Below are 12,217 nucleotides of genomic sequence, written 5' to 3' on the forward strand. Positions count from 1 at the left end.
CGGATGGCAACGGAACTCTTCACCATCGGTCATTCGAATCATCCGCTTGACAAATTTCTCGATCTGCTCAAAGAGCATGAGATTGCTGCTCTCACTGACATCCGCCGGTTTCCGAGTTCACGCAAGTTTCCTCAGTTCAACCAGGAGGAGCTTTCTAAAGTATTGCAGCAATCGGGCATCAAGTATCACTGGCTGGATGCTCTGGGAGGACGGCGTCCGAAGCAGAAGTCCATTCCGCCTTCGCTCAATTCCGGTTTGCGAAACGAGAGCTTTCACAACTATGCCGACTACATGCAGACCGAACCGTTCCAGCAAGGCATCGACGAATTGCTGACCATTTCTGAACAGAAACGCATCGCTTACATGTGCTCGGAAAGCTTGTTCTGGCAATGCCACCGCCGACTCGTGAGCGACTTCCTGACCGCACATGGTCACTCAATTCAGCACATCTTCCCATCCGGAGAGGTCAAGCGGCATCAGATGACCACTGAAGCACGAGTTCAGGACAAGAATGTCATCTATCCCGGACCGAAGATGTTGTTTGAATGAATGCAGGCGGGAAGAGCTTTTCTCCTGTACTGTCATTTCCTTTCTCGAAAACGACGAGTTTTACTACCATATCTACTTCAACCTTGCTGAGTTCATCCAGCATCATGCCCATTCCTTGTTCATGTTTGAACCTCTGAGCCAGCTCCCACGAGAGAGAATGAGTTCAAAGCGAAGCAGTGCTGCTGTGTGTTCATTTCGTATCCCCTTGTATTGGCCTCCACTTCTCGAACTTCGAATCCAGGAAATGAAATTTCTGTGAGGCAACACGAAGCTTTCCACCTCACACGAAGTGCTTGGGATTGGCCTTCGCTTGTCCTGAAGAGGAATGTCTACCATGAATGAAAATCTGTTCAGAAAACTTCTTGATCGTTCACATGTTCCTTCTCCGGGCGACACATCATTGATGCCTTCGTTGGACGGTGGAGGGAATGCCATTGAGGTTGCTGTAATCCATCATCATCGTTTTGCGTTCTATTACTGGATGAAATGGACGACTCAGAAGTGGAGTCGCTCGCTGCCCCAAAATGATCTTGCACCTGATTTAATTACGATTGATCGACACAATGATGTGGGAGGAAGCTGTGACTGTTTACCGGAAGAACTCAGCTTGCTGGTAGGTGAGCTTGAAGTTGGCGATACCGAAGACAACGAAAAATCACAAGATGCCATCGAACGCCGCCGGGTGACTCAGAACAATGTTGCCGCATTCAGCTTTCTTGGATTGAGAGCGTTGAACGATGGGCACATTTATCCGGCACAATATCTGAATGCAGTGGGAGACGTGTATGTTCTCTACAAGCAGGGAAACGAGCGATCTTCAATGATGACTGATCAGTTTGGTCATCAGCATGAAACGCATTACTTCAGATCGATTGATCGGCTATTGGATGCATTGCGAGATTCCGACGATGCTCCAGTTTATTTTGATCTTGATGTGGATTACTTTTTTAAGAACAGTAAGGAGAAAGGAACCGAAGTGATGGTTCCAGAAAAAGATATTCGTGCGTTGGTTTCGCCAAACGGTGAACTGATGTCACGAATCAAGGAGATGCAATTGCAGGGAGTGACAATTGCTCTGGAGCCGACCTATTGCGGAGGAATAGGCGGCTGTTTTAAGGCGATGTCCATCATTTCCGAAGAGCTTTTTAAAGGATCATTGTTGGGGCACAAAGTAGACTGGTCGAGACGAATGAAAGGATAGCGTCTTCAGTGATGGACATCCTGAACACGAATGCCGTGAGGGGCGTTCTGCACCGCCCACTTCGGTCCAAATGATGTAAACTCGGAGAAGACATTCACAATTAGGGATTTGAGATGAAAGATGGCTTCATCAAAGTGCGCAGAATGGTCGTGGTAACGAACGACATTACATGACGAAACCACCACCCGATGAATCACTGTCGGAGTTGTTCATGGTAGAGCGGAAAAAACAATGTTGCCGACAGCAGAGTAATGAGCAACGTCTGCGTCAGGCGGCCTTGCGTTCAAAGCCTTTCACCAGCCCACCGACGAATGACTTCACTTCGATCTCGTCCAAGCTGAGCTTCTCGACTTCCTCAGGCTCTTCTCTCACCGGCGGCAGATGTCCACGGCACATGTGACTTCGGTGCTGGTTGTAATACTCGGTGAACTCTGCGACCAGATGATCCAGATGCCTGCGACCAAAGAGAATGAACTTGGCCAGGCACTCATTTTTGATGGTGCCGATGAACTTTTCACAGCGACCATTGAGGTTGGGACTTCGCTTGGGAAGTTTGTTGGTGCGGAGACCGTGTGACTTCAGGGTTTCCGTAAACTCTCTGCTGAACTTGGTATCCCGGTCGTGGATCACAATCTCCGGCTTGTGTTCCTGTCCGGCCGTTTCATCGATGAACTTCTTGGCCTGTTCACACACCCAGGCCGATGTCGGGTGTTCCGTTGATGTAGACGCAATGACTTCTCTCGTCGAAACACGCAGCCAAATCAAGACATACATGTCTCGCAACCCACGTCTGGTCACCGTTTTCACGCTGAAGAAATCACAGGCCCACAGTGTCTTCTTGTGACGGTCGATGAAGTTCGCCCAGCTATCGGATGTTCGATCGGGTCCTGGTTGAATGCCCTCCTCTTTCAGAATGTTTCGGACTGTCTGTCGGCTGATTTTCTTGATGCCGAGCTTTCTCAACTCTCCAATGATCCGCGTATAGCCAAACCCCGTGACTGTGGCGATCTGCAGGACCAGTTCTCGGATCTCGCGAGGCTTCCTCTGCCCTCCTTTGGGATTCTTCTTTCGCCTGGGCTGACCTTCATCCCGCAGCCAGCGGTAAAACGTGCTCACACTGACGATGGTCAGCAACTCTTCAATGGCCCGACCGATGGCTTTGCCAAACTTGATGAGTCGTTCCCGCTCCGCGGGCTTGGTATGTATCTGGCCAGGCAGACGGGATCTGAGGATCTTGTTCTCTTCCTTTAGGAACTGGATGTACTTCGCCAGTTCTCGATCCGTGGCCGAGGCAATCAAAGCCAGCAGTGGATGGAAAATCGCGGCCATATCGGTATTGTCGTAATCTGCAATTTGAAAGGGTTTTGCACATTGGTTGTACAGCACCTTATGCTGAAAACGGTGCTCGAAAACCGTTTCCAAAATCCTGCTTTTTGAGGCGGTGTTTCGGCGCAGTTTCAGACCAGACAACTGACACGATCCGATGTCTAAAAGAGGCTTTAAGACGGGCTGAATCGCCCCTCATTGGGAGTGAGCAAGCCTCTTGAAAGCAGCTCGAATTTCTCTACGGAAAATTACGGAGAAACGAGCCAATTACGGTGCATACTCGCGTCAGAATGCGTGGTTTTGCAACGCTCTGCTAAACCTGCCCTATAGCGTAAAATCAAGCCGTCCCGAGCCTTGAGACCGCTCGGACTGAAAAGTGCAATCCTTCTACGGAACCGAAGGGCGAGCGTGAGACAAGCCAGGTCGAAGCGAAAGGGCTCAAAAAAGCAGCATTTTTGAAGCGAGAGACAAGCGTGGCGCTAGCATGTTACCACTACGGAACCGAAGGGCTGACACGCTTGAATGTGGAATCCGCTGTCCCCGAAATACTTCCTCTGTTGTCCGATCCCAGTCCATGTGTCGTTCGGGAAGTCAGTCAATCCCTCAGTCGAGCTTCTTACCTCGTAGCAGGGGATGAGCTGATGGAGATCGCACTTCATGCACCTGGCAGATTTGCCCGCTCTCACGCGGTTCGCACAATTGCCAGATTGGGAAAGTGGCGAAGCCTTCCCTGGCTGCTCTCCATTGCAGCAATATCAGAGTCCGACGTCGCGGTCGTTGCCGAAGAGGAGTTGTTGCTGTGGCTGACGCCTCCGAAATGCAACAAAGTGTTTACGTCTCCAACTCCACCCGAAAGAGAAGCGTTGAATTCCGTTCTGGAAAAGGCTCAAGGACACGCCTCTGAAAGAACTTTGATTCTGGTACGAAGTACTCTTCAGCAGTTCAGCTGACTTTCACCGCCTGAGCAATCCAAGGTTATTGTGGCTTCAGCTTCGACACTTCAGATTACCGTTCTTTTTGTTGTGATAAACTAAATTCAATACACATCAGGCAAAACGCCGTTGTGCTTTCTTGCAAAATGCGACGTAAGAACTCCTCCCGGCCTAGTGTTTCCCAGTGGGGGTCTAAGTCTCGATAAGTCTGGAAGGTCATCTGGGTATTTTCGTAATGACATGACCACTTCCTGAAGTTCTGCATGGTCTGGCATCTCTGTGGAAATGCGGCACAATACTAGAAGCCGTCGTCGATACTCGACTCGTTGCGGGTCATTCAAATCGAGAACATCGATGAATGTGTGACCTTCGGCTGTTTTTGCCTGATAGGTTCCGTCTTCTCTGCATTCAATCATACTACCCAGCCCGATTGAGGAGGGAGAGGGGAGATATTTCGTACCCTTCATGATGTTACATCGATTGCAAGAGTAGAAGACGTTGTCGTAATCGACCTCTTTTCCTGGAGCTTGCGACTTCGGTTCACTATGTTCCACGGCAATGGAGTCCGCTCCGTCTGGACGAAATGTCTCACGGTCCAAACAGTATACACAACAAAAACAGAATTCGTCTCTAAGCCACGGCTTCATTGACGAATAGTCATTCGTACCCTTGGGGCCCGTGCTTTGGTGAATGGGCGTCATTGTGGTGTAAAAACAATTGTTCCAATGTCATTGTGCGTCACGCCCCAGTCGACGAATTAACTCAATAATTTCGTCGTTACGTGAGAATTTCAACGGTGCAAATAGGTCGGCAAGCTGGCGAGTCGTTGTTTGCAGTTGCTCCAGCAACTGACTCTTTTCTTCGGTAATCGTGCCTTGCTGTCGTTCAATGATCAAGGAATGTCGTTCTTGATTGAGAATGTCAAAAGTTGTTTGAATAGATTGCAAATCTTGCTGGAGAAGAGGACCGACTTCATGCCTGTTGTGAGGCAGAAGTTCTTCAGACGCAAGGTTTGTTGATGCAGAAATCAATGCCATCGCAGCCGAGAGAGCAATGCGAAACAACGGAGTCTTTGGCCGGTGGGGATATGGTGAGGGGGTTGGTGGAACAAGAGTACCTAGACTCGACTCGACTGCAACATAGGGTAGCTGCGGGCTGATGGAAGGAAAAAATGTGAACCCTAGTTTTGTACAATAATGGCACATCACCTCGAATGCCTTTGGATTCTCTCGCTTTGTCTCTGTCCAATGAAGAAGGATTCGAAACGGCTTGTTTTTTACGTTCCGTAGACTTTTCAAATGATTCACGAGTATGTTTGCAATGCCTCTCTGTCGAAACTCAGGTCGTACATAAATGTCCTCGATATCAATAGTTTCTCGTGATTCTACTGCGATAGCCCATCCCAATCGGCCAGCCTCCGTGGTCTCTATTGAGTAGGTATAGACATTTTCGTTTGTTTCAGCAGTGAAATTTGTGCGCCGAAAAACACTTTGTTTGACACCAGGCACATGGCATGGCTTTAGTATGGAGTGAGCCCTTGGAAACTGAATGGAAAGGTCAGCAGAAAAACTATCAAATACATATTTGTCGAAATAGTCGAAAGAAATTTCGCCATATCCTTGGTTTCCCCATTCAGTTCCCCAAGAGTTTCGAAATAGAAGAGATTCACTGTGTGGATCTGCAGCAAGAATTGCGAAGGCATGGGTGTTTTCAAAGTCAACATTCTGTTGAACAGGGGTATGAACGACGCCATCCGGTGGGTTTACCCATCCAGGTGACAAAGGAATGCTGATTCTGACAGATTCTTCAATTTGAGATGTGCGAAATGCTACCCATTGTGCGGAGCGAACTCGTCTGTAACTTATAAATTGCTTTGGATCTACAATAATGGAAGGGCGACTTGCCGGCAGGTCTGGCAATTTGCCATCTGGTCGAGGTTGCAGTTTGCACTCAACATTGTGGGGGTCATACAGCCCTTCGCCAAATTTCATTCGCATCATTGTGATACCCCACGCACCGGCATCTTCCGGGAAACGCCCTTCTAGCTGCGTTGCTCGGATATAGGAATAAGGCACAAAAATTGGAGAATCGTTGCTCATATGTGATTGGCCACGGCTTTCTGAATATGGATTCCGAGTGTTAGATTTTCATGTGCCATATTCTTCACTGTTTTCAATAGTGATCCCTCTTTGTCATCATTTTACATTTGTTGCTCTTCTGCTGAAGATTTTCGCAATAATCCTAGAAAGAAGGAGATGAGAACAAGGCGTCTGGCAGTAGGCATGTCTAGACTTTTGGCAGGCGACAACCCATGGCAGACAGCGTTTCTGAGATTCCATCCTCTCTGATCAGTCAATATCGCTCTCAAATGGACGGTGAAATCGATCGTTAGTATTGAAACGACTGTATTTTCTCGAAGAAGATCATCAAGATTCTTAAGGACATACCCTCCTCTGCGGTGAGGCTTTTGAAGCACAACGCCGCAGTTGCGAGCCAGATTTCTGAGGGCAGACTCTATTTCAGTGACCAATAGATGGATGGTTACAATTGGATCTCCTTCAAGAAAAGCCGACAAAGCTCTGTGTAGTATTGGAGATCTTTCTTGAGACCAAACAGGTGATTTTGATAGCTCTTGTAAAAAGGAGTCGGCCGTTATCTGAAAGCGTTGGATGATTGCGGGAAATGCCAACTGAAGAAAAATATCGCAAATTTGGGCATTTTGTGTTTGGTAGCGAACAAGCTTTCCATCATCGTCTTCAATTCTGGCAATGATCCGACCTTCATGATCTACTAAAGAAGTCGCCGCACCGATCACGGCCATGAGCGGGTGCTCCTTTTCCAAATCCCGTATTTCCTGTCGATCCACTTCCAGTCGGGGGCGAAAACTGAAGACAAGATTGGCCAACGTGAGTTCCAAAGTTTCTGCCATCAGAGACGCAACCCATTCGTCGGCTTCCTGTTTTTTCAGCACAATTTGAGATTCTACGGGGAGCAACAGGTTTGGTAATTCTGTTTGCCTTGCTTCAATCAGCCATAGAATGCTTTTGGCATCATCATGCATTTCGTATTTTTGGTAGAGATTAAACAGGGTCTCCAGCCATCCGACAGCCATCATTGCATTAGCTGACACAGCTTCGTCGACTTCCGACTCTCCATAGTGACGCAGCACTGTATGAACGGATTCCTTCTGCCCTGTCTGCCAATAGAAATCCGCCAAAGGAATCGCGATGGCCCGTCGTGCCCACTGCTTGGCTGTACCAAGTGGAGTAGCATCTAATTGCTGTCGAAGTCGCTGGGCAAGCTCATCCAGAAAATCTCGTGGCCACTTCTTCCTTGGTATTTGTAATAGCAGCGGGAAGAGATCACGTCGTTGCCACCCTCTTGCTTCGTCGGATTCAGCTGTTTCTGCCCGAATGATGAGTTTTTGGCATGCATCCCTCAGGCGAGTGTCATCACCAACGAGAACGCAGAGAGCAAGAAGTCTATTGATGGCCTCATCGTCTTGACCAGGAGGATCTCGTCGATCGTCTAGAACTGCTTCAAGGTAAGAGTCAATTGCTATGCGGGCAGCTTCAATTGGAGGTTTTTCTCCAGAGGCTTTACGACTGAATTCCCAGACAAGATCTGCGTATAGAGCCCTCAATGTCGGTTGTCGGCACTCCCTCATTCGTGATTGCCAATAACTGACACAGTCTCGAGTAATGGCCTCCAATGATGGCGAGTCGACATGGGTTCCGTCTTCCTGTACTCCGGACATTGATGGGCCAAATTGGGTGCCCCAACGGGTCGGAGAGTCAGCCAGATAAAGGGAGGTCGCGATTAATTCCCACCGAAGTTCGCAAGGAGGCACCACCTGATTCGGGAAAAGTTCTTCTCCCAGTCGCTTAAGCAGAGGATGACCACGAACACCAAGTTGTTGGGCAACTTCAATCTCGGCCAACACATCACGTGTCCGCTGATCTGTTTCGTGGGGCATTTGAAAGCCTCTTTTTCTGCTACAAACAAAAACTGCTCTTGAAACTATCTCCCGCGAAATTGTGGGAAGATCCATCAAAATTGAGCCTGCCAGGCCAGTCTCTCGTCCCCGCACGAGGCGATTTCTGTCAACAGTTCATCGAGTTCCTGAAAGACCAGCCACGATTCCAGATCGGTCTTCTCGACGATTTGATTCACAATCTGCATTTTCAATTCTTCCAGCCGCTGCCCTTTCCAGATGGTGTCGGCGAGAGCGACCAGGAGATCCTCCAGAGAAAGAGATTCTTGGCTCCAGGCCCCATGAGTCCGGCAGAATCTGGCGAGATCGGGTGACACACCCTTTTTCCATCAGGAGCTGCTCACCAGCGATCTCATGACGATGACCTGGCCCCGATAACTCATCGTGATGAAGTACCTTCCCCAGATCATGAGAGCCTGCTCCAAAGAACACGGATTCCTGTTCCATTTCCAGAGACGGAAATCGCAGTCGTAGGCCCTCGACAATCTCCACGGCAGCATCGTTAACCAGGCGAAGATGAGCCACCAACCGAGAGTCAGCATTCAAGCGTTCACACAGCTGATGAGTCGGAATCGGGAGCGGACGGGGAGTGAATGGCATTGTTTCAGAAACGTTTCGCAGGTCGTGATCCAACGACCTGCCTAGCCCATTTGCGAAATTCAGCAGGAATGAAGTGTATCTCGCACGGCTTCCCGTTCAAGATGGCCAGCGGTTACCAACATCAACCTGCTTGTCGACATCGGCGTTGACGATTGATTCGAACAGAATGTCGTCGCGTCTTATGCGACCTTCCGTTCAAATGATTTCACCAGTCCACGGACCTACTCTCGAATACGCACATCGCTGGATTTCAGCGAGCGGTGGCAAGATGACCGCATTCCATGTGAGAACGTTTCTCGTTGAAGTAGCGGGTGAGTTCCGAACAGAGATGATCCAAGTGCGGCCCGCCGAAGATGATGAATTTTCGGCACATTCCCAGCGATCGGTGGCCCCGAACCATTCTCATCTTCCATTCAAATTGGGTGAGACCTTTGGTAATGAGTTTGTCCTAACGTCATGCTGTTTCAGCTTCGATGTGAACCGGTAAAATTCGCATCCTCGCATGGACGGCTGTCGCCAGCCTGCTAATGATGTCCATCAAAAATTGATCGACGAGAGAGACTCGATCTGGAATTCACCCGGGGCAATCTGCAATCGCTAACCAAGCGTTGTCATTCGAGAGTTACGGAAAATCGCCAATGTCAAGCGAAGACAGACTGCCGACTGGCCCATTTGACGAGCCTTTTTGCTCGATGCGTTAACAGCAAATATAACTCAGAGACGTTTCCTGGAACAATTTGCATCTGGCCATCGATAACTGAACATCGATGATTTCGATTCTTCAGCTTCTCCGTTTCTCGTCCTCCCGCATGTACCAAAGCATTTCGAATCAATTTTGCAATCTGGATCTCCTCGCAATTCCAGCACTGATCGGCCAGGTCATTCCCGAGGGCTTGTTTGCAAATGTCCGGGAATGTCCTCCCTGTTTGAACCTCGGTGTTCAAATACACTTCCAAACATCTGACGAGAAAATCTTCATAGGCGAAGAAAAATGCGGAGTAACAAATCCTCTGAGAGGACCAAAGAGCAAGTCGGAACTCGTTTTCTGGTGAATCCTTGTCCTCATTTTCATCCACTTTTGCAAATTCATCCCAAAGCTCTTGCCGTGGAAAGGGCAATTCTTTGCCTTCGGCTCGGGAATAAAAATCATACATGATCTCCAGCATTGCGGCTTTCAAGTCATCACGTTGGCTGCTTGTGACCACGACTCGTTGATCGATTTCGGCAGTGATCCGTGACACCAATTTGAGTGTCAGTGTGTTCGACAGTGCCCCAAGGTCATGCCCTTTTGCATATGCTTCTGCCACATCCACTGCGAGCAATGGAACTGCTCGGGCAGTTGAGATACCCTTGAAGGCCAAGGTGACGTCGAAAATCAAATCGCTTAATTTGGACTTGCCGTTTGCTAGCCTGAAAAGCTCTACCGCCCAATCCCCGTTATAAAAAACTTTGTAGTGCTCCAAGTGGTCATCGACATGCATTCGTCTTGCGAAGTCAGGGTCCATGAACATACGACGAAATCTCCGCTACGACTACTCCTCAGTGCCGCCTAATGTGCAAAAAACGTGCGGAATTGGCAGGGGGAGCCAGCCAGATACCATTGGCCCCACGCCTCATAGTGTTCGAGAAAATCCTGGCAAACTTTCCGTAGGTTGGCAGACTGTTCTTCCCCAGAATGTTTCATGCGAGCAGCAATATACTGAAGTTGTCGGTTCAAGCTTTGAATCTCTCCAGCGTCCTGAGCCAAGTGTATTAGGTGTAGTTCACCCGACGGTGAATGAATGACTTCTGTGTAGTGCTCCTTGGCAATCAGGAAGTCTCTGATCAGGCGATCTACACCGGAGCCAATGTTGTCCACTTCGTCTTCTGGTTCGGAGAATACATATTCCCGAATAACGTCGGCAAGTTCTTCTAGGATTGCGGAGACTCTTTGTTGAATGCGAAGAAACCGATAATTGTTCTCGGACTCAAGAGATCTAGCTTGATCGATCGTTTCTGGCTTCGCATTCATCAGTTTTAGAAATCCTGAGTACGAAACGAGCCCAAAGTGATGATTCGTTTCCCGATAGAATTCGCTGGTCAACTCGGGTCGCACCGCAAGGACAGTGCTTTGTGTTCGCACAACCCAATCGGATTTCTCCTCATTGCATACGAATATTACGTGAACTTTCTGCGTCTTCGCAAGATTCAAAAGCGACTTCCATATCAGTAGGTCTCCAATTCCTTCGTCGTCTTTACTACCATCTTTATAGCCCGGTGGCAGTTTGTGCTGAATTCTATGACGAAGGTCCTTTAGGCATTCTTCATGCGTTCCCGAATGTGAAATAATTCTGTTTGGTATAAACAGTTCTTTGTAGAGCAAGCTAACTGGATCATCCCATGACCAGTCTTGAAGGTCGTTCATCAATGCCGTCAATGCGTCTTTGTATTTTGCCCTCATTTCGTGCAAAGCCGCCGCACTTTCGACGAGAGAGTTGTAAGCAGGATTTTCCTCAAGCATGGGGCATTGAACTTTGGAGTGCGATGGCATTTTTTCAAGTGTTGATTTCCATCCATTCAACTTGTCGTAGAGATCCTTTAGCACTGTACTTCGATTTTTTGCAAACTCTTGTGCTGCTCGACTTGGCACGAAGAGTCGGTTTGTCCTTGCAAGTCCTTGGTAGATTTGTTCAATGTCTTTAAATTGACCGGACTCAAATTTATATGAGGAAAGCAATACATTAGCATCCAAGGCAAATACACAATCAGCGTGTAGATTTAGAATGCTCGGGGTGATTACCGAGAAAATGGTGCTCGGTGTTGGAAAGCATAAATCCAAGATAAATGGATCAAATGAAATATTTTCCTTGGTGTTCCGTTGGGGAGTGGCCGAGGTTTGGTCTTTTGATGTATTAGATGTGTTCATAAGAATGTAGAAGCGTCTGTCGAGTCCGACGCAACGATTTCATGAAAATCTGTGATCAAGTCTCTCATACGTGTAAGGGCAGGAGATCTACTGCCAAAGTCCAAAAAAACTGGCAGATCCAATTAGAGAACTAACCCACAGCACTGCGATCGCTGCTGGCCCAACTCGGTTTCGATTCGGGAAATAGAGAATGGCCCCCTCCGAGCCTCCATCGATTCCAACGCGAGTATATCGACTCTCGTTCTCGATGTCTTCGAACAAGCCGACTTGTTGCTCGCATGTTCCGTCCGTTGCCTCATCAGCCGACATGGACGGAGGGAAGTATTCGGAATTGATCGCCTGCCTCAATGAGCAATCCGAGGCCGTTGAAGGAATGCTCCGGGATCTAGAAATATCCGCAGGAATCTTTGAGGCCTAGGAAGTCGCACTTCTTGAGTTACCAAATTGAGGGCTGGAAGTTGCAGCAAGCAACCTTCACTCTGTTTACTGGACAAGTGGAAACATTCAAAGAAACGTTGCGACAAGCAGAGAAACATGGCCCATTTGCAGGCGTAGGCAGTGAAAACAGCAACGACAATGGACTGGCCCGTGGAACGGCCGTTGGTTGAGGATGTGGAACTGGCATCAACGCCAACCATGAAGAGATCCAGCAGCTGCACGATTCAGCTCCTCGGTACGGCGTTCGAATCAAAGTGCCGTAGTCGAAAGAT

General features: G+C 48.5%; 11 protein-coding genes. 4 read left to right on the forward strand and 7 right to left on the reverse strand.

The genetic code is table 11. The annotated features are described in order from the left end of the window. The first annotated feature begins 3 nt into the window (after window positions 1-3). Together SH527x_RS03790 and SH527x_RS03795 are read left to right on the forward strand one after the other, a co-directional pair. Window positions 4-549, forward strand: coding sequence for a DUF488 domain-containing protein (locus SH527x_RS03790; RefSeq protein WP_437193319.1), 546 nt, complete (start codon window positions 4-6; stop codon window positions 547-549). Window positions 550-883: 334 nt separating this feature from the next. Continuing rightward, window positions 884-1,750, forward strand: coding sequence for a hypothetical protein (locus SH527x_RS03795; protein WP_437193320.1), 867 nt, complete (start codon window positions 884-886; stop codon window positions 1,748-1,750). Between the two features lie 267 nt (window positions 1,751-2,017). Here SH527x_RS03795 and SH527x_RS03800 read toward each other — a convergent pair whose 3' ends face one another. Further along, window positions 2,018-3,079 carry an integrase core domain-containing protein gene (locus tag SH527x_RS03800; protein WP_437193321.1) on the reverse strand — a complete coding sequence of 354 codons (1,062 nt, stop codon included), beginning with the start codon at window positions 3,077-3,079 and terminating at the stop codon, window positions 2,018-2,020. A gap of 470 nt (window positions 3,080-3,549) precedes the next feature. Here SH527x_RS03800 and SH527x_RS03805 point away from each other — a divergent pair, with 470 nt between their 5' ends. After that, window positions 3,550-4,026, forward strand: coding sequence for a HEAT repeat domain-containing protein (locus SH527x_RS03805; RefSeq protein ID WP_437193322.1), 477 nt, complete (start codon window positions 3,550-3,552; stop codon window positions 4,024-4,026). Between the two features lie 86 nt (window positions 4,027-4,112). On the opposite strand, the gene SH527x_RS03810 is transcribed toward SH527x_RS03805, so the two are convergent. The 6 genes from SH527x_RS03810 to SH527x_RS03835 form a co-directional block, all read right to left on the reverse strand. Next, on the reverse strand, window positions 4,113-4,709 hold the full coding sequence (locus tag SH527x_RS03810; protein ID WP_437193323.1) for an HNH endonuclease: 597 nt from the start codon (window positions 4,707-4,709) through the stop codon (window positions 4,113-4,115). A gap of 27 nt (window positions 4,710-4,736) precedes the next feature. After that, on the reverse strand, window positions 4,737-6,107 hold the full coding sequence (locus tag SH527x_RS03815) for a GNAT family N-acetyltransferase (RefSeq protein WP_437193324.1): 1,371 nt from the start codon (window positions 6,105-6,107) through the stop codon (window positions 4,737-4,739). 101 nt (window positions 6,108-6,208) lie between these two features. Next, window positions 6,209-7,984, reverse strand: coding sequence for a DUF4209 domain-containing protein (locus SH527x_RS03820; RefSeq protein ID WP_437193325.1), 1,776 nt, complete (start codon window positions 7,982-7,984; stop codon window positions 6,209-6,211). 74 nt (window positions 7,985-8,058) lie between these two features. Then, window positions 8,059-8,319, reverse strand: coding sequence for a hypothetical protein (locus SH527x_RS03825; RefSeq protein ID WP_437193326.1), 261 nt, complete (start codon window positions 8,317-8,319; stop codon window positions 8,059-8,061). A 924-nt stretch (window positions 8,320-9,243) separates the two neighbouring features. After that, complete coding sequence (locus tag SH527x_RS03830; protein WP_437193327.1) at window positions 9,244-10,065, reverse strand: hypothetical protein; 822 nt, start codon at window positions 10,063-10,065, stop codon at window positions 9,244-9,246. Window positions 10,066-10,151: 86 nt separating this feature from the next. Next, the gene (locus SH527x_RS03835) at window positions 10,152-11,507 is read right to left on the reverse strand and encodes a PIN domain-containing protein (RefSeq protein ID WP_437193328.1); all 1,356 of its coding nucleotides are present in this window, start codon (window positions 11,505-11,507) and stop codon (window positions 10,152-10,154) included. 431 nt (window positions 11,508-11,938) lie between these two features. On the opposite strand from SH527x_RS03835, the gene SH527x_RS03840 reads away from it, so the two are divergent. Beyond that, window positions 11,939-12,115 carry a hypothetical protein gene (locus SH527x_RS03840; RefSeq protein ID WP_437193329.1) on the forward strand — a complete coding sequence of 59 codons (177 nt, stop codon included), beginning with the start codon at window positions 11,939-11,941 and terminating at the stop codon, window positions 12,113-12,115. Window positions 12,116-12,217: the final 102 nt, after the last annotated feature.

Origin of the sequence: Planctomicrobium limosum, from assembly GCF_051465645.1 — a bacterium.
Classification (GTDB): Bacteria; Planctomycetota; Planctomycetia; order Planctomycetales; family Planctomycetaceae; genus Planctomicrobium.

What these genes read in the sequence shown, in the direction of transcription:
- SH527x_RS03790 (WP_437193319.1), top strand. Translation starts at nt 4, where the DNA reads ATGGCAACGGAACTCTTCACCATCGGTCATTCGAATCATCCGCTTGAC.
- SH527x_RS03795 (WP_437193320.1), top strand. Translation starts at nt 884, where the DNA reads ATGAATGAAAATCTGTTCAGAAAACTTCTTGATCGTTCACATGTTCCT.
- SH527x_RS03800 (WP_437193321.1), bottom strand. Translation starts at nt 3,079, where the DNA reads ATGGCCGCGATTTTCCATCCACTGCTGGCTTTGATTGCCTCGGCCACG.
- SH527x_RS03810 (WP_437193323.1), bottom strand. Translation starts at nt 4,709, where the DNA reads ATGACGCCCATTCACCAAAGCACGGGCCCCAAGGGTACGAATGACTAT.
- SH527x_RS03815 (WP_437193324.1), bottom strand. Translation starts at nt 6,107, where the DNA reads ATGAGCAACGATTCTCCAATTTTTGTGCCTTATTCCTATATCCGAGCA.
- SH527x_RS03820 (WP_437193325.1), bottom strand. Translation starts at nt 7,984, where the DNA reads ATGCCCCACGAAACAGATCAGCGGACACGTGATGTGTTGGCCGAGATT.
- SH527x_RS03835 (WP_437193328.1), bottom strand. Translation starts at nt 11,507, where the DNA reads ATGAACACATCTAATACATCAAAAGACCAAACCTCGGCCACTCCCCAA.